Genomic DNA, 20,221 nt, shown 5'->3' with positions numbered 1-20,221 from the left:
ACCTGAAGGACCGGGCACTCCCCCGGGACGTGCCGACAACTCCGGAAGGACCCGACAACCATGAGCATTCCCGCCACCATGCGCGCACTGCGGCAGGACTCCCTGCGCGGACCCCAGGACATGCGCCTGATCACCGACGCGCCGGTCCCGAGCCCGGGCCGAGGCGAGGTCCTCGTCCGTGTCACCGCCGCCGGAGTCAACTTCGCCGATCTGTCGAAGTCGCACGGCGTCTTCCGGGACGGACCGCGACCGCCCTATCTCGCGGGCTTCGAAGCCGCCGGTGAGGTGGTCGCGCTCGGCGAGGCGGTGACCGGACCCGGGCCCGGGACCCGCGTGGCCGGAATCGGTGAGGGCGCGTTCGCCGAATACCTGGTGCTGCCCGCCGCCTCGGCGGTTCCGGTGCCCGTCGGCTGGACCGCCCAGCAAGCGCTCGGCCTGCTGGTGAACTGGCCGACCGCGCTGGCCGCACTGAAGCTCGGCGCGCTCGAGGCGGGGCAAACCGTCCTGGTCCCCGCGGCCGCGGGCGCTACCGGGCAGGCCGCGGTGGTCCTGGCCAAACACTACGGAGCGAGGGTCGTCGGCACCGCGTCCCCGGATAAGCACGCGACGGTTCTGGGGTTGGGTGCGGATCACGTACTCGATTCCCGCGCAACCGATCTCGCCGCCGAGGTCCTGCGGCTGACCGATGGCGCCGGTGCGGATCTGGTGCTGGAGTCCGCGGGCGGTTCCGCCTTCGAGACCGCACTGGCCATGGCCAAGCGGGTCACCGGCCGGGTCGTCGTCTACGGCCTGGCCGGTGGCGAAGCCCCGATCACCAACTGGGAGCTGGTGTACAAGCACCAGGTGCACCTGATCGGGCTCAATATCGGGGTGCTGATCCAGGCGGCCCCACAGCTGTTCGGCGAGCTCATGGGAGAGCTGTTCGCGCTCATCGCCGCCGGCGTGGTGGCGCCGGGGGCGAGCACCGCCTACGACTTGGCCGATGGCCGCAAAGTGCTCGCCGAGCTGGAAGCCAGAGCCACCGTGGGCAAGCTGGCCCTGCTCCCCTAGCCGCGCCCGAATGTCCGCTGACCTGGGAATCGATTCCTTTGCCTCGGCCTGCGGGTCGATACGAGCGAGGGTTCCGATCAGCGGAGCCGCATGGGCTGGGAGCAACAGATGACTTGTCGATCGGCGCGGATTCCGAGTCCTAGACTCGCAGCATGACGGCGCAGCTGCGGCAGGCCGCCGACCAGGACCGGTTCGCCGCCGAGACCGAGCGGTTCCGCAAGGAGCTGCTGGCGCACTGCTACCGACTGGTCGGCTCGGCGCAGGACGCGGAAGACCTGGTCCAGGAAACCTACCTGCGCGCCTGGCGCGCCTACCCGTCCTTCGAGGGCCGCGCCTCGATCCGGTCCTGGCTCTACACCATCGCCACCAATGTCTGCATGACGGCGTTGCGGCATCGCAGGATCCGCGTCCTGCCCTCGAGCCTGGACGCCCCGGCCACCGACCCCGATCGCCCGTCGGATCCCGTCGCACCGGGCGAGGTCGCGTGGCTGGAGCCCTTCCCCGACCACTGGGTCGCCCCGGCCGGCGATGACCCGGCGGCGGTGGTGGTCGCCCGGGAATCATTGCGCCTGGCCCTCATCGCGAGTTTGCAGCACCTGCCCGCCCGCCAGCGCGCGATCCTGCTGCTGCGGGACGTGCTGACCTTCTCCGCCGCGGAGACCGCGGACATACTGGGCACCACCACGGCCGCGGTCAAGAGCGGCCTGCAGCGCGCCCGCGCCCGCCTGAGCGATCTCGAACCAGAGCCCGAGCGCCTGCTCGAGCCGGCCGACCCGCGCGCCCGTGCGCTGCTCGACGGCTATATCGCGGCCTTCGAACGCGCCGATGCCGCGCTGTTGGAACAGGTGTTGCGCACCGATGCCACGTTGGAGGCGACACCGTTCCGCGATTGGCAGGCGGGATTGGCGAACTGCATCCGCATGCTCGACGCGCAGGTGCTGGGCGCCCCCGGCGCTTGGAAGATGGCCGCCACCAGCGCCAATGGGCAGCCCGCCGCGGTCATCCATCGCCGTGACGCGGATGGCGTGCTGCGGGCGAGCGGGGTCGTGGTGCTGGCCGCGACCGACGCCGGTGTCGCGCGGGTGGTCGCGTTCCACGATCCGGCGTTGGTGGCCTTGTTCGCCCCTAGTCGGTGAGCGCCGCCTCCATCAGCGGCCACGAATCGTGCAGATCCTGCTGCCAGTACGGCCAGGAATGCGTACCCAGCGGATGGAAGACAAATGTCGCCGGAACATCGACCTCGTCGAGTCGCCGCTGGAACGATTCAGTGCATCCGAGCACCAAATACTCGAGCACCGCGCCGAATGTCACCGCCTGCGGCATCAGCGGATCGGTGAGCGATTCGGGGCCGGGCATCCCGCTGCCGGTCGACACGTACACCGCCTTTCCGCGCAGCGCGGGTGCGTTGGTGAGCGGATCGTGGGCCGCCCAGTCCGGGTCGCCGTCGGGCCCCCACATGTTCTCCGGATTGCCGCCGACCCAGCGCACCGAATTCCGGATGGCGAGTCGGGCATTGGCGCTCATGGTGTCCAGGCAGCCGCTGAATGCTGCGAATCCGCGATACAAGTCCGGATACCGGGTGGTGAGCGCCGCCGCGGAAAGCGCACCCATCGACAGCCCGCCGATGGCATTGCGCCCATTACCCGCGAATCGCTGATCGATCAGTGGCGGTAGTTCCTGGGTCAGGAACGTCTCCCACATCTGCACGCCGCCCAGATTGGGATCGGGCCGCTCCCAATCGGAATAGAAACTCCCCTTGCCGCCCACCGGCAGCACCACATTGACGCGTTTCCCGGAGAAGAACGACACGATATCGGTCTTCTGCGTCCAATTGGTCTCGGCCGCACCGGAATCCACACCGTCGAGCAGGTAGTAGGAGGGCCGCGGCTGGTCGTCGTCGGGGTGCAGGACATCCACCATGACCGTACGACCCATGGACGCCGAATACACCGAAATCCTGGTCTGCTCCGGACCCATATCGGAGGCCGCGAAAATGGTCGATTCCGCGGGTGGGTCAGCACGGACCGCCCCGGCGCCGAATATCAGAATTGCCACCAGGCTGAAAATCGTTGCCGCGACGGCACGCATATCGGCGTTCATCGATGTCCATTCATCAGGAACCAGCACTGCTGCGAGCGCCCCCGATCGGGCACATCGAATGCTATGTGAAACAACGGTGATTCACCGGCAACGACGCCACCCAATTCCCCGACTGTACGCCACACCACAAGCGCCTACTCAGTTGCCGGGTCCGGTGCATCCCGGCGGCACCAGTTCCCCGGTCAGAAGTTGGTCGACCCATTCGGTGGTCAAGGGAATGGAGAGCGCGCCGGCAATGAAATGCTCGCCGGGGAAAGGCCGCAGTCGTACCCGGGCGCCCCGGTCGCACCAGTCGTCGAAAAGCTCTTGCACCCCGGTGAACGGAATGAAGATCTCGTTGGCGCCGTGGAAGAGGTAGACCGGCGCCGAGGGAGTCATTCCGCCGGGCCGGTTCTCCGCCAGAATCTGTTGCACCATGGGAAGTTTCAGCGGATCGGGGACCGTCGACAACTGTTCGACCCGCAGCGGCGCGATCATTCCGACCATCGTCTCCTGCGAGACGCAGATATCGCGGAACATGCGCGCGACCCGCCAGCCGTTGTCGTTGAAGAGGGTCAGCAATTCCGGGTATTCGCGGGCCAAGCCGAGTGCGGCCGCCAGCAGCACTCCCGAACCCCAGTTGCCGTTCATGACCGGCAGCAGCTGTTCGTAATCGGCGGGTTCACCCCCGATGATGGTGCCCGCCAACCGGATCTCGGGAGCGTAGGTCCCGGCCAACTGAGCCGCCCAGGTGGTGGCGATCGAGCCGCCGGAGTAGCCGGTCATCACCACTGGCGTCTCGGGTCCCAGCTCGAGCGACCCCGACCGGGTCACCGCGCGAATGGAATCGAGCACCGCGTGCCCGCCCATCAATCCGGCCGCGTACGCCTGGCGCGGTCCCTGGTGATCGGGGACGACCACGGCGTACTGCTTGGCCAGCAGCAGGGAGATGGCCACGACGTCGGCCGACACCCCCTTCTTGAGTTCCATCGACGGTGCGCACGAGTACCCCATCGAGGAGATGGGAATGTTGTACGACACCAGCGGCCGGGGCCCCGGACCCGACCAGGCGGCGTGCGGCAGCAGCAGGGTCGTCATGATCGCGACCGGCTGATCGTGCGAGTCGGTGGACCGCACCAGCAGCTCGTAGGCGTCGGCGCTGGGGAACAGGCCGCTGCTCGGGCGCGCGCTGAGCACCGTGCCCGGCGCCTCGGCCTCGAAGCCCGGCCGCGGCGTGTAGAACGGGTCGGCGGGCGGGGTCGGTAGCACGCCGGCCGGGTCGTGGCTCGGACTGATCAGATCGGTGAGGGGGTCGGCGTGCGCGTCTAGGGGCATCAGCGCGGTTACGAGCGCTACCAGCATGCCTATCCGCAAAGCCCGGACGTTCGCCACGGTCGGGAATCGTTGCACGTGAGCGACCGCACCCGTCGGATTTGGCTCGGCGGGTCCCTCGGTGGCGTGTTCCGGGCTCGTTCCGTGTGCGGGTCAGCGTCGCCGCAGGGTCACCGGCAGCGAGTCCTTGGGTACGGGCGTGGCGCTCATGTCCAGCGGCATGATGTAGTCCTGCGGGACTTCCCATTCGAAGCTGCGCAGCAGCTGGTGCAGCACCATCTTGATCTCCAGGCCGGCGAAGTGCTGGCCGATGCATTTGTGCGGGCCGCCGCCGAACGGGGCCCATGCCATGCGGTGCTGCTTGTGCTCGGCGCGCTCGTCGCCGAACCGCTCGGGATCGAATTCCTCGGGGTGTGACCAGATTTCGGGGCGCTGGTGGTTGACCAGCGTGGGCACCACCACCACGGATCCCTCGGGGATGAAGTAGCCGCAGACCTCGGTGTCGGCGACCGCGACGCGCGGTTCGATCTGGATCGGAGTGCACAACCGGGTGGTCTCCTTGAGAATCCACTCCAGTTCGGTGAGTTCGGCCAGCTCGTCGTAGCCGAGTTCGTGTGGCATCTCCAGCGAGCGGACCCGGGCGCGTTTCTGCCAGTCCGGATGCTTGGCCAGGTTGTAGACCATGTTCGTCAGCGTGCCGGTGGTGGTGTCGTGCGCGGCGGCCAGCAGGAAGATCATGTGGTTGACGACGTCGCGGTCGTCGAACCGCGCGCCGTCCTCGTCGGCCGCGTGGCACAGCATCGACAACAGGTCGCTGCCCTGCTGCTCGCGGGCGGCCGGGATCCGGTCCATGAGGAAGGCCTCGACGATGCGTCGGCCGCGGAGCCCGCGCCACCACCGGTTGCCGGGGATCGCGGCGCGCACCATGGCGCCGCCGCCGGCCAGGGTCTCCATGACGGCCTTGCTGATGCGGGCGCTCTCCTCGCGGGGCAGGCGCGCGCCCATGAAGACCTCGAGCGCGACATCGAGGGTCAGTCGCTCGAGGCGGCGGTGCATCAGCGCCGGATCGCCCTGGGCGAGGCTGCCTTCCGACCATTCGCCGAGGTGGCGTTCGACGATGGCGTGCAGGGCGGTCAGGTACGAGGTGAGTGCCGGGCGGCCGAACGCCTGCTGCATGATCGAGCGGTGAGCTCGGTGCTCCTCGAAATCGAGCATCAGCAAGCCGCGGTCGAAGAACGGTCCGTTGAGCGGCTGCCAGGCGGGGCCGTTGGCGAACACCCGGTCCTTGCTCATCAGAATCTGCTGGGCCGCTTCGGGTCCGCCGGCGATGATCCACCGCGTGCCGAACATGTTGAGCGCGTACACCGGACCGTAGGCGGCCTCGTCCTCGCGCGCGGCCAGCACCGGGTCGCGGCGCTGCCGCAGTAGTTGCGTGATCGAGTTCGTCGCAGGCCCGCTGACCTGTCGGAGTTCGCTGCCTGCCGGTGGTGCTGCGACGAATTGTGTTCTGGGCAAAGCAAACCCCTCCTGCGTGACGAACGATAGTGCCGGAAGTTACCTGCGAGGGAGGGGGTGCTCAACCCGAAGCGCGATAAAGCCCGCTGAACAGTGGCTATCGGAGATTGGAAATGAAATCGGCGGCAACGGCTTTCGCCGCGGCCTCGGCGCCGGCGGCGCTGGTCCAATCGGTGACGACGATGTCCACGACCGCGTTGCCCGCGCGCACCACGATCCGCCCGTCCGAGCGACCCGGGATCGACTTCGACGCACCGCTCACCACGAACGCCTCCTGCGCCGGCGGACCGAGCTCGGCGGTCGCGACATCGGCGGTCACCGCGCCGGTGAGTTGCTGCTGATAGACATCGACGAGCGAGGCCTTGGCCCGGGAATAGGCCGACGGCGACTTGGAGACCAACCGCAGCACGGCTTGAATGCTGGTCGGATGGGTCAGGGAATCGCTGGTCCAGCTGGGAGTCTGGGTGATCTCGTCGGGGTTGATCGTCATCGACGGCGTGCGCTTGCACGTTGCCCCCGGGACGTAGCGGGTCAGCACCGCGGCCGAGACCAGCACGCATTCGTCGGTCTGCTGGCGGTAAGTCGTTCCCCCGGCCGCGTCGTCGGAGTCCCCGTCCCGCAACGCGAATACCGCACCGGCCGCGACCGCGGCCACCACTGCCACCGAGGCGACGATCCACACCCACCGCTGCCGCGACTGCCCCTGCTTCGCCGGGGACATCACCGCATTCATACGCACTCCGATCTCGAAAACATACGGTCGCAGACCCTACTCCACCTGCGGACGTCCGCCGCGGCCGGGAACCGCGACGGACGCGTGAAACAGCGTGAAAGCCAAGGATTTTGACTCGGTCCGCTACACCGACGGCTTGACGATGTACTTCATCTCGACCTGCGGGGCGCAACGCATGACACCGCCCGCCTCGACCCATTCGCCGATGATGCGCGCGGCGTCACGGGCCGGGTTGTAGATGTCCTCCTCGCTGGCGAACAGGCCATTACCGGCGTAGACCAGCCGCGTGGTGTTGGGGAACCAGAAGTCCACGCCCGGCTCGGAGGGGTGGTCCAGGAGGTTCTTGATGCCGACCACGATGGCGTCGTTGTCCTCGTCGTAGGCGACCCACTCGTGCGGAAAACGCATGTGCGGGAACGGCTTCATGACTTCGATGATCCAGGTCCGGACCGATTCGCGATCATGGAAAGTGCCGTAGGCGTGCTCGATGTATTCGACGTCCTCGACGAACAGATCCGCGAACGGACCCCAGTCGCCGGTTTCCGAGCAGCGGTCGACGACCCGACTGTATTCGCGCAGCGCGTCTTCCAATTCGGTGCGGCTGAACTTACCCATGGTGTGTCCCTTTCGTTTTCGTGTGCCGTGACGGCCCACGATCTTGAATTAATCACTATTGCTTAATCGTGGCGGCCGACTGTCTCCGCGGCCGGGAACGGACGCGGATCGAGGTCGGATCAGGGTTTGCGGGCGACGCCGCAGTAGCAGGAAACCTTGGCGTCGAAGACCGCCGGCATCTCGTCGCCCGCGCCGAGCCGCCACCGGTGCGGCGGCACCACTCCCGGGTCGACCAGGTCGCGCCCGGCGAACCAGCCGGTGACCTCCGCACGGGTGCGAACCTGCGCGGGCAACTTGCGGACGCGGTAGACGTCTTGCGCGGCCTCCACCTGCTCCCGCGCGAAATCGGCTGTGATGGTGCAGATTACGAGGTACGAGCCCGGAGCGAGGGCGTCGAGGAAGGTCGACAGGATGCGATCGACATCGTCCTCGACGAAATGCAGCAGCGCGATCATCGACAGCCCGACCGGCTCGCCCAGGTCGATGATCTCGGCCAGTTCCGGCGCACCGAGAATGTCGAGCGGCTCGGTGACATCACCGTGCAGGTAGGTCGTCGCCCCCTGCTCGCCGCCCATCATCAGCGCGCGGGCATGCGCCAGCACCAGCGGATCGTTGTCGACGTACACGACCCGGGAATCCGGTGCGACCTCCTGCGCGATGCGGTGCAGATTGGGTTCGGTCGGAATCCCGGTGCCGATATCGAGGAACTGCCGGATCCCGGCCTCGGCCAGAAAACGCGTACTCCGGTGCATGAATTGACGATTCACCCGGGCGGCGGTCCGGATCGCGGGCCACACCGTCAGGATTTCCTGTGCGGCCCGCCGATCGATCTCGTAGTTGTCCTTGCCGCCGAGAAAGTAGTCGTAAATGCGTGAAGTGTGCGGTTGGTCGAGCGGACCGTCTCCCCTCATCGCATTCCGCTCCGATCGGCCGTCCGCCACACGCATACGTGCACAGGCTAATCGGTCTGCCCCGCGAATCCGGGTCGTCAGGCGAATTTGCCCGGGTTCGCCGCCACCGCCCGGCGCAGTGTGGGCCGATTGGCGCGGTAGGCCTCGACCACCGACTCCAGCTCGTGTGGGCTCGCGCCGTGCATGATCACCGAGTGACAGCCGAGGTCGTACTCGCGCGAGATCTTCTTCACGCACTGCTCGGGTGTGCCGTAGGCGGCCGACGCGAGCCACTCGTCCGGGACCATGGCGTCGAGCTGTTCGAGCACCTCGACCGGCGCGGACGCGTCGATCGGCCCGGCGGCCGCCGCGTCCTGGTACAGCTGGGTGGCGCGAATTCGCTCCCACGCCTGCGGATCCCAGCCGTTGGCGGTGATCAGGATGTCGGCGTAGGCCTGCAGGTAGGTCACCAGCCGGCCGGTGCGCCGGCGCAGCTGATCCTCCGCGGAGAGCGCGTCGCTCGCGGTCGCCAGGCACGACCAGATGCGAACGCTGTCGGGGTCCTTGCCCGCCCGCTCGGCGCCACGGCGAACCGCCGCAACCGAATTCGCGGTGGCCTCGTCGGAGAAGAAGGTGTGGAGGACGACGAAGTCGCCGATCGCGCCGGCCAGCTCCATGGTCTTCGGGCCCACCGCGACGAAGCCGATCGGCGGCGCGTCCTCGAGGCCGTTCTGGTGGTACAGCACCGGCCACGAACCGGCGGGTCCGTCGTGGTTGACGATGGTCTCACCGGCCCAGAGCCGGCGCAGGATGCCGACGAAGTCCCGCAGCTGGGCCTCGGTGACGGCGGGCAGGCCGATCGCCTTCCAGTTGGCCGCCATGCCGCGACCGAAGGCCATGGCGAAGCGGCCCTCGGTGATGGCCTGCATGGTCGAACCCATCGTGGCCGTCACCATCGGATGGCGGGTGTGGTGGTTGGTGGCCGCCGCGGCGATGCCCAGATCGGTGGTGCAGCCGGCGAGACCGCCGGACAGGACCGCGGAGTCCTTGACGGTCATGCGCTCACCGATCATGCACGACCCGAGGCCCAGTCGCTCCGCGTCGCGGGCCTCCGGGATCAGCACGCGCGCGTCGGCGGGGTGCCGGGTGATGCAGTAGTAGGACAGCTCGTTCAGTTGCTCGATCACGATAGTTGTACTTCCCCAATGATTTTCGGAACGATGACGGTGGACGCCGGGAATCAGGCGCCGAGCTCGGCGAGCAGTTCTTCGACGAGGGATTTGTGGTGCAGCAGCGTCTCGATGTCCTCGGGACGTTCCATCTCGCCGAAGTGAACCTGACGTCCACCGGCGCGCAGGAACACCACGCAGTAGTTCAGGGCGGCGAACATCGTGTACCAGGTGAGGTCGTCGAGCTGCACGCCCGAATGCTTCGCGTAGGCCGCCCGGACGTCCTCGGCCCGCATGAAGTCCGGCATGCCGGGGAAGCCGAAGTTGGTGGCGATACGCTGGAAGACGCGGTGCCCGAACAGGATCCAGGCCACGTCGAGCTCGCGGGGGCCGATCGTCGCCATCTCCCAGTCGAGCACCGCGACCGGGGTGAAGTCCCGGTACATGCAGTTGCCCAGCCGCGCGTCGCCCCAGGACAGGACGGCCTCGCTGGAGAACGTCCGCGGAAGATTCGCCGTGAGCCAGGCCAGGATTCGCTCCACCAGCGGTGAGGGCCCGGTGTCACGGACCGAGAACTCGTACCAGGCGCGTGCCCGGTTCAGGTTGCGCTCGACCAGGCTGTCGCCGGGCTGCTGCGGGTCGAGGAACGCGAAAGTGGTCGACGCGTCGGGAATCCCGTGCAGCGCGGCCAAGGTCTCGATGGTGCTGTCCTGCACGCGGCGCTGCTGTTCGGGGTCGGCGTCGAAGAGCCAGTTGTCGCCGAAGGTGTAGGGCATCACATCGGGCGGCACCAGGCCCTCGATGCGGTCCATCAGCAGGAAGGGCGTGCCCAGCACGTCGCCGGTCGGCTCCAGGAACCGCACCCGGGGGACGCGGACCTGGCTGTTCTCGGCCACGATGCGCATGACGTCGAACTGCTCGGGCAGGCTGTAGCGCTCGTAGACCGGGAAGTCGCCGGGGGCCGGGACCACGCGGGCGATCAGGTCGGCGGTGCGCGCCTCCCCCGCTTCGCGCCAATTCATGGTCAGCGTCAGGGTTTCCGCCGACATGCCGTTGCTGTCGATGCCGGAGCCGAGGGTCAGGTTCGGGTCGGCGTCGGCCGGCAGCTGCGTGGCCAGCCACTCGGTCAGGCGCGGGATCAGGGTGGCGGCGTCACGGCTGGACCGTTGCAGGCGCATGCCCTTGTCGCTCGGAGGCGGGGACGGAGACATGGATCACTCCTCACTGGATTGCGAAAGCTGGGGGTAACCATGGACCTCCCACCCGCAATTGTCAACGAGGGTTCTCAAAGAGTTTGAATTACTGCAGGTAGACGGCTATCGCGTCGACCAGGCAATCGCGCGCGCCGGCCACTTCGGTGGCCGAGGACAGGCGGCGCTCGTTATTGATCCCGCGTATCGCCATCGGAATCAGGTGCCGGACCCGGTGCACCTTGTCCGGATCCAGGTTCAGGTCGGCCAGGGAGTATTCGAAAGCCCGCAGCCAGGCGTCCTCGTAGTCGGCCATGGCGGCCGTGGTCAGCGGGAACACCGAGAGGCGCTCGGCCTGGTCGTTGGGCAGTCCGGCGCGCAGCGCCTCGACGGCCCGGCCCTCCGGGGTGTCGAGGATGGTCCAGATCGCGGTGATCATCTGCGACACCCGCTCCTGGATCGAACCGGTGATCGGGGGCCAGATCTCGGGACTGTTCGCGCCGCTGCGATCGGTCACCTCGGTCAGCACCGCGGCCCACAGTCCGTCGATGTCGCCGAACTGATGCTTCAAGGTGCCCCAGCTGACGCCGGCGTCGCGCGCCACCCGATTCGCCGACAGCGGTTCCCCGGAGCCCTCCGCGAGCGTGCCGATGGCGATGTCGAGCAGTCGTTGCCGCGTTTCCCGGCCCCGTCGATTCAGGCGAGTCCCGGCCGCGGATTGCATCGTCGAATTCGGTTCGGCCATCGCTGTTTCCATTCCGCGCGTCTCGAACGAAAAAGGGCGGTCGCGGCTGAATCCTCAGCCACAACCGCCCTCAACGTACTGTCTGTGTCCGGAGGGGGACTTGAACCCCCACGCCCTAATACGGGCACTAGCACCTCAAGCTAGCGCGTCTGCCATTCCGCCACCCGGACCGGTGATGCTCAGCAAGGTTATCGGATCGGGCCGCGCGGACCAAATCGATCGATGTAGTGCGTTTTTGCCGAGCGACCAGAGGCGGTGGGAGTGGTTGCCGCCGGGCCGGTTACCGACCCGGCAGGCCACCCCCCAATCTCAAGCCTTCAGTGCCTCCAGCAGCGCGGCGCGCTGGCGGGAGCCCAGGCCGCCGATGCGGCGGTCGACGGGGATCTCGGCCTCGTCCATCAGCTTGGCGGCTTTGACCGGGCCGATGCCGGGCAGCGCCTTGATCACGGCCGCCACCTTCGTCTTCTTGACCAAGTCTTCCGCATCGGCGCGCTTGAGCACCTCGGCCAGGCTGACCGAACCCTTCTTGACCTGCGCGATCAGTTCCGAGCGGGCCTTGCGAACCGCTGCGGCCTTGGCCAGCGCCTCGGAGCGTTGTTCGGGGGTCATGGTGGGCAGAGCCATATGTCCTTACCTTTCACTCGTTCGCTGGTATTTCGCCGACGATTCAACAGGACACAGGGCCCTCCGCAAGTACGACACACCGCGCGGACGTGGCCGACACGTCGAGCGACCGGCGAAATTCGGACATCGGAGGCCCCTCTGGAGCCTCCCACAGCGCCGGTCGGACGACCAGATGTTTGCTGGAAGACGTAGCTGGCAAATACCCGGACCCACACCCGACATCAGGACTACGGTGGGCGCGAACATCACCGGGCACCGGCGAAGGGCGGCGCAGATGCAGGGGTCGTATCCGTATGCCGAACCGGCCACGACCGTGCCGCCACTGGCCGATCGATATGCCAGCGCGGACCCCGTGACCTGGAACGGAGCCCGCGTCTACCCCCTGTATTCGGAGGTTCTGGGCGTCTCCCCCACCACGGTCCGGCTGACCCTGCGCACGGCCGCCGCGCGCGTGGGTGTGCGCAGTCTCGGCATCGGGCTCGCGGTGGACCGCGGGCACGTGTTGCTGGGCGGGCGCCGGCTCAGGGGGGTTGACGTCTGGAGCGATGCGATGGACGGCGGGATCGACCTCGAGGTGTGCCCCACCGAAACCGATGCCGCCATCACCCTCACCCCGGTCTGGGTCGACGACGGCGGCGCCACCGTCTCCTGGGCCGGCAACTACGGGATGCTCATCACCCGCGAACCGACCATCACCGTCCTGCACTGCAGCACCGGCGTCGGCCCACCCGATTTCGGCGAGCTGGTCGTGGAACTCACCACCGCCCTCACCATTCCGCGACCCGCGCCGCCCGCCGACGCGGCCCGCTACCAGAACGCCCTCTACGAGCTCGGCGTGGCCATGCAGAGTCGCGGAGACGAGGAGCAGGCCTGCCAATTATGGACGCAGGCAGCCGAATTCGGGCATCTGGGGGCGGCCTACGACCTGGGCGTGGTCCGCTATCGCCGCGGCGACTACACCGAGGCCGAACACTGGTGGCGCACCGCCGCCACCCACGGTGACTCGCGTGCCATGGCCGGGCTGGCCGAACTGCTCACCCGCCGCGGCAATCCCGGCGAGGCCCGAGCGTGGCGTGCGGGCGGCGCCGCCGAGCGCTGACCGGCCCGTGACGCACATCACGCGACCCGGAGGTGAATTTCCGGGTCGAGCCCCGATTGCCGCACGGACCCGCCCATCTACAGTGGCGGTCGATCGCGCGGCCGGCACGGCCCCGCGCACGACCCATGAGGAACCCACGATGAACACTGCGCGATGGACGGCCGTGGCGGCCGCCGCACTGGCCGTAACCCTGCTCTCGGGTTGCTCGGACGTCGAGAAGGCGCTCAACCAGGGCGGCGACACCAAGTGCAGCGACTACCTGATCCAGAACGCCGACACCCAGCGCGTCACCATCACCAAGTTCATCAAGCAGCAGAGCGGCACCCAGAACGAGCCCTCCGGCACCCAGGTCGATCTGTCCATGGCCGCCGTCCAAGCCCTCTGTCAGGTCCAGAACAACAAGGACACCCCCATCAAGAACGCCAACCTCGCCGGCATCCTCTTCCGGTAACCCACCCCGAATCCTCCCCCGGCCCACCCTGTTTCGCCTGGCCCAGCCCCGATTTCCGTTTCTGTCAACCACTCCGCTAATCTTGTGCAGCACCACCGGTCCGGGTGGCGGAATGGCAGACGCGCTAGCTTGAGGTGCTAGTGCCCGTATTAGGGCGTGGGGGTTCAAGTCCCCCTCCGGACACAGACAGACCGAGAACGGGTGGTCGTGGAGAACTTCTCCACGACCACCCGTTTTCGTTGCCGCAGGGCGCTTTCCGTCTCTCAGCCCGGGAAGGTGGCTCGGATCCAGGCGATCATGGCGTTGTAGCCGTCGTCGTTGTTCAGCGAGAGGGCGATGTTGTGGCCGGAGCCCGGCTGGACGTGGGCCTGGAGGTTCGACTGCGGGGCGAAGAACCAGCGCTGTGATTCGGCGGCCTGTGCCGCGGTGCAGGCGGTGTGTTCCGGTGGGGTGCAGAAGAATGAGTCGGATTCGCCGACGACCACCAGGGCCGGGGCCGAGATCGGGGCCAGGGCTGCCGAGGCCCACGGGATGGGGACGGTCATCATCTCGCCGGCGGTGTCGGTCTGGCGGTAGCGCTCGTCGGCGGCGAGCAGTTCGGGGTCGTAGTTGCCGGCCGTGTAGAAGAAGGCTCGGTTGCCCGGAGTCATGGCGAAGTACAGCGGCAGGGAATCCTGTTGCGGCACACCGTTGCCGGGTGTCGCGACGCCGTGGCGGGCGAGTATCCCGGCGCTGGCCACCACACCCGGCGGGATGAGCCAGCCGGTGGCGATCACGCCGTCCACGTCGCGGTAGACCGCGGCTTCCTGCTCGGCGATCAAGGTGCCAAGGGAGTGACCGACGGTCACGACCGTGTTCCAGCGCTCCCCCAGATCGCCCCTGCGCACCGCTTGTACCAATTGGTGCACGGTATCGGCGTGGGACACGGTCGTCACGTCGAGGGCCGCCGGGCGCGAGCTGTTGCCTGTGCCGAGACGGTCTATCGCGAGTGTGGAATAGCCTGCCGCCGCGGCATATCGGGGGTAGGAGTATTTGCCGTCGAATCCCGGCATGTCCCAGTAGTGATGGTCGTAGGTGATGCCGGGAATCAGCACCTGCAGCAGCGCCGACGGCCCGCCCACCGGATCGCAGATCTCGCCCCAGATGTGCTCGGTTCGTCCCGACAATTGCACCGGGATATCCACTTCGCGGCAGACGGGATCGGCTTCCGCGTGTCCTCGCGCCGGCATCATGGCCATCCCCGCGGCCGCGATGGCCACTGCCAGTGCTGCGCGCAGCATTGTTGTCATCGAATCTCCCCCGATCAACTGTGCCCGGTTCGATTCCGGGTGATCTACTGCAACCCCTCCGGGTGATCTTGTCAAATGTCGAACATGGTCTGCGCGGGATGCACTATCCTCGCTTGCCCGTTGCGTGACCGGTGCGAAATACATTGCAGTGCAATCGAATGTGCCGGTCGTGTGCTGACCTTCATCAGTTATCGAGGCCGTTCCCCGTTGTGAGCCTCGACAAAATCAGTGGCATCCGCGCAGCAATTTGGTTAGCCTAAGGAAAGTATTTGGGATTCCCGGCCACGCCGACGACGTCGTAAGCTGCCGGGCCGCGTGTGCTGCTGCCGATCTTGTCGCAGAGCCGGCGATATGTTTCTCACCCCCTCCGGGCGGTAGCGGTTCAGGAGCGGACCCGCATACCCGTAGTCCGTCGCACCCTCAGGAGGCAGATCTGTGAGGCCGGGAGTCGTATCGCCCCAGTCCGATGTTCGACACACCCCCGGCGATGCTCCTCCCCCACACAGCACCTTCGGCTCCCTGCGAATCCGCAACTACCGCTTGTTCTTCACCGGTCAGGTCATCTCCAATATCGGCACCTGGATGCAGCGGATCGCGCAGGACTGGCTGGTGCTCACCCTCACCGGATCCGCGGCCGCCGTCGGCATCACGACGGCGCTGCAGTTCCTGCCCATGCTGTTGTTCGGGCTCTACGGCGGGGTGCTGGTCGACCGGCTGCCCAAGCGGCCGTTGCTGGTGTTCACCCAGTCCGCGATGGGCGCGACCGGGCTCGCGCTGGGCGTGCTCACCCTCACCGGCGAGGTGCAGGTGTGGCATGTCTACGCGACCGCGTTCGTGCTCGGTCTGGTGACCGTCGTCGACAACCCGGCCCGTCAGACCTTCGTCTCGGAGATGGTGGGACCGGACCAGCTGTCGAACGCGGTGAGCTTGAATTCCGCGAACTTTCAATCCGCCCGGCTGGTCGGTCCCGCGGTCGCGGGTGTGCTGATCGGGGCGGTCGGCAGCGGCTACGCGTTCGTGTTCAACGGACTGTCGTTCGTGGCCCCGATCGCGGCCCTGCTGCTGATGCGCACCAGCGAATTGCGTCAGGTCGAGCGCACGCCGCGCGGCCGGGGCCAGCTGCGCGAAGGACTGCGGTACGTCGCGGGCCGGCCCGAGCTGCTCTGGCCGATCGTGCTGGTCGGCTTCATCGGCACCTTCGGCTTCAACTTCGCGATCTGGCTCACGGCCTTCACCCACACCGTCTTCCATTCGGGCGCACAGACTTACGGCCTGCTCAACGCGTTGCTGGCGGCCGGCTCACTGGCCGGTGCGCTGCTGGCGGCCCGCCGCGGCACCTCCCGGCTGCGCAAGCTGGTCGCGGCGGCGTTGGTCTTCGGCCTGCTCGAGATCGTGGCCGCGCTGACCCCGTCCTTCTGGCTGTTCGCGCTCCTGCTCATACCGATCGGCATGTTCGGCCTGACGGCGAACGTGACCGCGAATTCCTCGATCCAGCTGGCCACCGACCCGGCCATGCGCGGCCGCGTGATGGCGCTGTTCATGATGGTCTTCACGGGCGGCACCCCGATCGGCGCGCCCCTGGTCGGCTGGATCACCGACACCTACGGTCCGCGCGTCGGCTTCGCCGCGGGCGGCGCCGTCTCCGCCCTCGCCGCGGTCGCCATCAGCCTGATCCTCACTCGAATCGCGGGCCTGCGGCTGCGCGAACTGCGCGCATCCGCGATCTGGCGTGAGGTGGCGCACCCCGAACCGGCGCACCACGACAGCGAGCCGTCGAATGTCGCTGCCGCGGCGACCGAGCGTGCCCGATCACGCACGCCGGTCGCGGCCTAGCCGAACCTGCTACTTCCGGTTCAGCTGCCAATCCGCGGGCAGGCCCTGGACTTTCGCGTCCTTGCCGCAGGCCTCGATGGTGATGGTGGCGGGGCCGAGCCGGAGGTCGGCGAGCCGGATCGTGCCCGCGCGGTCGGGCAGGCGGGGCGCGATGGTGAGGGTGCGGTTGGGGACGTCGGGCATCAGGCCCAGGAACGAACGCATGAGCAGCAGCGGTGCGGCGCTGGCCCAGGCCTGCGGCGAGCACGAGGTGGGATAGGGCACCGGGGAACTGAATTCGGAGCGGGCGAAGCCGCAGAACAGTTCCGGCGGGCGGGCGCCGAATTCCTGGATGGCCTCGAGCAGGCCGCTGGCGAGCTTCACGGCGAGGTCGATGGCGCCGGGGATGTGGCCGTAGCGCATGAGACCGGCCACCGCGATCGCCGTGTCGTGCGGCCACACCGAACCCGTGTGATAGCCCATCGGGTTGAAGCGCCGGGCCGTGGAAGACAGTGTGCGCAAACCGAATCCGCTGTTGAGATCGGCCGCGGCGAGCCGCTCGATCAGTTCCGCGGCGCGTTCGTCGGGCACGATGCCGGTCCACAGACAGTGGCCGGGGTTGCTGGATCCGACGTCGACGGGCTGCTTCGCGCCGTCCAGGGCCATGGCGTAGCAGTTGCTCTTCGGCAGCCAGAACGCTTCGTCGAAACGGTCTTTGAGGTCGGCGGCCTGGGTGCGCAGCCGGGCGGCGAGCGCGTGGTCGCCGGCCTCCTCGGCCAGTTCCGCGCGGCCGATCCGGGCGGCGTACACGTAGCCCTGCACCTCGCACAGCGCGATCGGCGGGTCGGCGAGGCGGCCGTCGGCGAAGCTGATGGCGTCCCAGCTGTCCTTCCACCCTTGGTTGGCCAGCCCGCGGTCGGTCTTGCGCCGGTACTCGACGAAGCCGTCGCCGTCGAGGTCGGCGTCGGTGTCGATCCAGGCCAGCGCCGCGTCGGCGGCCGGCAACAGTTCGCGTACGGCCGCGGAACCGACACCCCAGCGGTGACATTCGGCGAGCAGCATCACGAACAGCGGGGTCGCGTCGGCGGTGCCGTAGTACACGGTGCCGCCGAGCACCCGGTCGCTGCCGGGCCCGTAGCGCCGCTCGTGCATGATCCGGCCGGGCTCCTCCTCGGTGATCGGATTGCACTCGGTGCCTTGAAGTTTGGCCAGCTGGCGCAGAGTTCCCAGCGCCAGGTCCGAATCCAGCAGCAGGGCCATCCAGGAGGTGAGCAGACTGTCACGGCCGAACAGCGCCATGAACCAGGGCGCGCCCGCCGCCACGTAGGAGGTGCCGTCGGAGGGGTCGTCGAGACGCAGTGCGCCCAGGTCGGTTTCGGTGCGCTGCAGAATCGTGTTGAGACCGGCGCCGGTCGCGGTGAGCGAGGTGGTGCTGGCGCGCCAGCGCCGGATCTTGCCCTCCGGGTGCTCCTCGTCGCCGTCGGCGAAGTTCATCGGAACGGCGCGATGGTCCTCGATCGGCTGGCAGTGCACCACCGTCTGCCAGCTGCCGTGCGCGGGTATCAGCACCTGCCAGGTCAGCGATCCCGGCTGGAATTCGGGGTCCTCGGTGGCGGTGATGATGATGCCGCGCCCCTGCTGGCCGCGGTCGGTGATGCGCAGGGCCTGCTCGGTGGCGGTCGACTCGGCGCCGCCACCGCCGGCGCGGCCCTCCTTGACCGCGAACAGATCCGCGAAATCGGCCTCGGCGTCGAGGGCCACCGTCAAGGCGGTGTCCTCGTCGCCGAGGTTGAGCACGCTGATGATCTCCTGCATCCCCTCGCCGACGATGCGACGGCGCTGGATCAGCACCGTCGCATCGGCAACACCGTGCGGTGGCGGCTTGCGCGCGACGAACCGGGCCTGGAACGGTTCGCGCACCACCACCGAAAGCTGTTCCGGCGAAGCGCCGTCCACGCGCACCACCCAGCGGGTGAGGATGCGCGCGTCCCGGTAGAACAGGCCGTGCGCGGTGCCGGGGTGAATATCGCCGAGCTGGTCGGACAGGCAGAAGGTGCCGGCCTCGACGAGGGTGACCACACCTGAGCCACCCTCGATGAGAACCGGCGGTCCGGCATTGAAGACGCTCACGCGTGACCGCCCGGCACCCGGGTGCTGAGGACCCGCCCGGCCCCGGGGAGCCGCACCCGCACCGAGGTGTGCCCGGCGCGTTCGGCCGCCATGCGGATCGCGTCGCGGTAGGCGGCTTCGTAGCCTTGCGCGAACAGGTCGGTGGAGAACAGTCTTTCGACCCGATCGCGGCAGGCGTGGGGGTCGATCTCATCGGCGCGGGCGATGAAACCGGGCAATTCGGACGGATCGTCGCAGATCCATCCGGTCACGCCGTGTTCGACGACTTCTTCCACCGCGCCGCCGCGCAGTGCGATCACCGGGGTGCCACAGACCATGGCCTCGATCATGACAATGCCGAAGGGTTCTTCCCACCGAATCGGGAACAAAAGGCAGCGCGCCCCGGCGAGTAGGTGGCGTTTCGCGGTCGCGTCGGCCTCGCCGAACACCTCGTCGGTGTCGGTGAGCAACGGCGTGATGGACTTCGCGAAGAACTCGTGCTCGGGCGGTTCGTTCAGCTTGCCCGCCAGTACCAGGCGCAGACCGGCGGCGTGTGCGGCCTCGAGCGCCAGGTGGGGTCCCTTGTAGGGGGCGTAGCGGCCCAGGAACAGCGCGTAGTCGAGCTTTTCGGTGCGGAACGGCCACTCCGAGGGCCGAATCGCGTTGTGGACGCGGCCGATCCAGTTCAGGTCGGGCGCCAGCGAGCGCTGCCGGTCACTGATCGCCACCAGTCGCACACTGTGGTCGAAGGACCCGTAGTACTCGAACATCTCGGGGTCGACCGGGCCGTGCACGGTGACGACGGTGGGAATCCCGAGCATCCGGTACGCGGGCGCATTGCCGGGGCCCGCGAAGGTGTGGTCGTGGATGACGTCGATCGGGTCCTCGGCGTGTAGTCGCTCGATGATCTGCCAGGCCTTCATGGCATTGACGATCTCCGGATACGGCTCGCCCAGGCGCTTGGTCATCACCTCGTCCCAGACCCGGATGAAGGTGGCCTTGGTGCCGGCCCGGCCGGCGCCGAGCAAGGTGACTCGATGCCCCTGATCGACCAGCTCGTCGGCCAGGGTGGCGACGACGGCCTCGACGCCGCCGTAACCCACCGGCGGGATGTCGAAGTACGGTGGCGCAACGAGAACGATATGCAGAGGTCGGTTCCGGGAATTCGCCACCCGGGTCAGGGCGGAATTGTCGGTCTGAACCTGCAGAAAATCGAATGCGTTCTCGATCGAAGCATCGAAAGAAAGGTTGTTCCTCATTTCCAAACTCCTCGTTGTGAGCTGAACTGAGTCAAACCGTCGTATACGGTGCCACGAACGTCGCTGGTCGGCAAGTGGCGTTTGCCGGGTTCCGAGCCGTCGCAATTCAAAAGTTATGCCAACGTTTTGTCAATAGGACTTGCGGCGTCGTCCACGATCTGGCATCGATGAAATGCATTGACACGGTGGTGAATTAGAGAAATCCGGTAAAACCCGAGCTGCGCCGCTTCCTTTGTCGGCGACGTCGTGAAAGGCCCGGT

18 protein-coding genes and 2 tRNA genes are annotated in these 20,221 nt (G+C 67.7%); 6 read left to right on the top strand and 14 right to left on the bottom strand.

The annotated features are described in order from the left end of the window. Positions 1 to 60: 60 nt before the first annotated feature. Both ACYVKL_RS28165 and ACYVKL_RS28160 read left to right on the top strand, forming a co-directional pair. Positions 61 to 1,050, top strand: a complete 990-nt coding sequence (locus tag ACYVKL_RS28165) for a zinc-binding dehydrogenase (RefSeq protein ID WP_379166152.1) — start codon at positions 61 to 63, stop codon at positions 1,048 to 1,050. Between the two features lie 164 nt (positions 1,051 to 1,214). After that, the gene (locus ACYVKL_RS28160) at positions 1,215 to 2,186 is read left to right on the top strand and encodes an RNA polymerase subunit sigma-70 (protein WP_379166691.1); all 972 of its coding nucleotides are present in this window, start codon (positions 1,215 to 1,217) and stop codon (positions 2,184 to 2,186) included. Here the strand turns inward: ACYVKL_RS28160 and ACYVKL_RS28155 are convergent. From ACYVKL_RS28155 to mihF, 11 genes are all read right to left on the bottom strand, one after another. Next, complete coding sequence (locus tag ACYVKL_RS28155; RefSeq protein WP_379166688.1) at positions 2,176 to 3,138, bottom strand: alpha/beta hydrolase; 963 nt, start codon at positions 3,136 to 3,138, stop codon at positions 2,176 to 2,178. The genes ACYVKL_RS28160 and ACYVKL_RS28155 overlap by 11 nt on opposite strands. A gap of 150 nt (positions 3,139 to 3,288) precedes the next feature. Continuing rightward, positions 3,289 to 4,491 carry a lipase family protein gene (locus ACYVKL_RS28150; protein WP_379166150.1) on the bottom strand — a complete coding sequence of 401 codons (1,203 nt, stop codon included), beginning with the start codon at positions 4,489 to 4,491 and terminating at the stop codon, positions 3,289 to 3,291. Positions 4,492 to 4,614: 123 nt separating this feature from the next. Then, positions 4,615 to 5,976: a cytochrome P450 gene (locus ACYVKL_RS28145; RefSeq protein WP_379166148.1), complete on the bottom strand. Its 1,362-nt coding sequence runs from the start codon at positions 5,974 to 5,976 to the stop codon at positions 4,615 to 4,617. A 97-nt stretch (positions 5,977 to 6,073) separates the two neighbouring features. Continuing rightward, positions 6,074 to 6,697 carry a hypothetical protein gene (locus ACYVKL_RS28140; protein ID WP_379166147.1) on the bottom strand — a complete coding sequence of 208 codons (624 nt, stop codon included), beginning with the start codon at positions 6,695 to 6,697 and terminating at the stop codon, positions 6,074 to 6,076. 135 nt (positions 6,698 to 6,832) lie between these two features. Continuing rightward, positions 6,833 to 7,324: a nuclear transport factor 2 family protein gene (locus ACYVKL_RS28135; RefSeq protein ID WP_379166146.1), complete on the bottom strand. Its 492-nt coding sequence runs from the start codon at positions 7,322 to 7,324 to the stop codon at positions 6,833 to 6,835. A 119-nt stretch (positions 7,325 to 7,443) separates the two neighbouring features. Then, positions 7,444 to 8,235 (bottom strand): SAM-dependent methyltransferase, encoded by a 792-nt coding sequence (locus tag ACYVKL_RS28130; RefSeq protein WP_379166145.1) that lies wholly within the window; start codon positions 8,233 to 8,235, stop codon positions 7,444 to 7,446. A 77-nt stretch (positions 8,236 to 8,312) separates the two neighbouring features. Next, positions 8,313 to 9,398 carry a TIGR03857 family LLM class F420-dependent oxidoreductase gene (locus tag ACYVKL_RS28125; protein WP_379166686.1) on the bottom strand — a complete coding sequence of 362 codons (1,086 nt, stop codon included), beginning with the start codon at positions 9,396 to 9,398 and terminating at the stop codon, positions 8,313 to 8,315. 56 nt (positions 9,399 to 9,454) lie between these two features. Beyond that, a complete protein-coding gene (locus tag ACYVKL_RS28120) occupies positions 9,455 to 10,594 on the bottom strand; it encodes a phosphotransferase family protein (protein WP_379166144.1) in 1,140 nt (379 codons plus the stop codon). Between the two features lie 88 nt (positions 10,595 to 10,682). Continuing rightward, positions 10,683 to 11,318: a TetR/AcrR family transcriptional regulator gene (locus ACYVKL_RS28115; RefSeq protein WP_379166143.1), complete on the bottom strand. Its 636-nt coding sequence runs from the start codon at positions 11,316 to 11,318 to the stop codon at positions 10,683 to 10,685. A gap of 85 nt (positions 11,319 to 11,403) precedes the next feature. Beyond that, a tRNA-Leu gene (locus ACYVKL_RS28110) sits at positions 11,404 to 11,488 on the bottom strand. A gap of 139 nt (positions 11,489 to 11,627) precedes the next feature. Beyond that, positions 11,628 to 11,942 (bottom strand): integration host factor, actinobacterial type, encoded by a 315-nt coding sequence (gene mihF, locus ACYVKL_RS28105; RefSeq protein ID WP_213555367.1) that lies wholly within the window; start codon positions 11,940 to 11,942, stop codon positions 11,628 to 11,630. Between the two features lie 274 nt (positions 11,943 to 12,216). On the opposite strand from mihF, the gene ACYVKL_RS28100 reads away from it, so the two are divergent. The 3 genes from ACYVKL_RS28100 (at position 12,217) to ACYVKL_RS28090 (ending at position 13,675) form a co-directional block, all read left to right on the top strand. Next, positions 12,217 to 13,041, top strand: coding sequence for a tetratricopeptide repeat protein (locus ACYVKL_RS28100; RefSeq protein WP_379166142.1), 825 nt, complete (start codon positions 12,217 to 12,219; stop codon positions 13,039 to 13,041). A gap of 139 nt (positions 13,042 to 13,180) precedes the next feature. Further along, positions 13,181 to 13,492 (top strand): hypothetical protein, encoded by a 312-nt coding sequence (locus ACYVKL_RS28095; RefSeq protein WP_343223201.1) that lies wholly within the window; start codon positions 13,181 to 13,183, stop codon positions 13,490 to 13,492. Positions 13,493 to 13,590: 98 nt separating this feature from the next. Further along, a tRNA-Leu gene (locus ACYVKL_RS28090) sits at positions 13,591 to 13,675 on the top strand. Positions 13,676 to 13,755: 80 nt separating this feature from the next. Here ACYVKL_RS28090 and ACYVKL_RS28085 read toward each other — a convergent pair. Continuing rightward, positions 13,756 to 14,781, bottom strand: coding sequence for an alpha/beta hydrolase (locus ACYVKL_RS28085; RefSeq protein WP_379166141.1), 1,026 nt, complete (start codon positions 14,779 to 14,781; stop codon positions 13,756 to 13,758). Positions 14,782 to 15,216: 435 nt separating this feature from the next. Here ACYVKL_RS28085 and ACYVKL_RS28080 point away from each other — a divergent pair, with 435 nt between their 5' ends. Further along, complete coding sequence (locus ACYVKL_RS28080) at positions 15,217 to 16,614, top strand: MFS transporter (protein ID WP_379166140.1); 1,398 nt, start codon at positions 15,217 to 15,219, stop codon at positions 16,612 to 16,614. 9 nt (positions 16,615 to 16,623) lie between these two features. On the opposite strand, the gene ACYVKL_RS28075 is transcribed toward ACYVKL_RS28080, so the two are convergent. Together ACYVKL_RS28075 and ACYVKL_RS28070 are read right to left on the bottom strand one after the other, a co-directional pair. Then, positions 16,624 to 18,723, bottom strand: coding sequence for an amylo-alpha-1,6-glucosidase (locus ACYVKL_RS28075; RefSeq protein ID WP_379166139.1), 2,100 nt, complete (start codon positions 18,721 to 18,723; stop codon positions 16,624 to 16,626). Further along, positions 18,720 to 19,961, bottom strand: a complete 1,242-nt coding sequence (locus ACYVKL_RS28070) for a glycosyltransferase family 4 protein (RefSeq protein WP_379166138.1) — start codon at positions 19,959 to 19,961, stop codon at positions 18,720 to 18,722. The genes ACYVKL_RS28075 and ACYVKL_RS28070 overlap by 4 nt, the downstream gene beginning before the upstream one ends. Positions 19,962 to 20,221 lie beyond the last annotated feature (260 nt).

The organism is Nocardia tengchongensis (assembly GCF_054781395.1).
The sequence above is the reverse complement of the archived record's forward strand: the minus strand, read 5'-3'. Positions and strand labels throughout refer to the sequence as shown.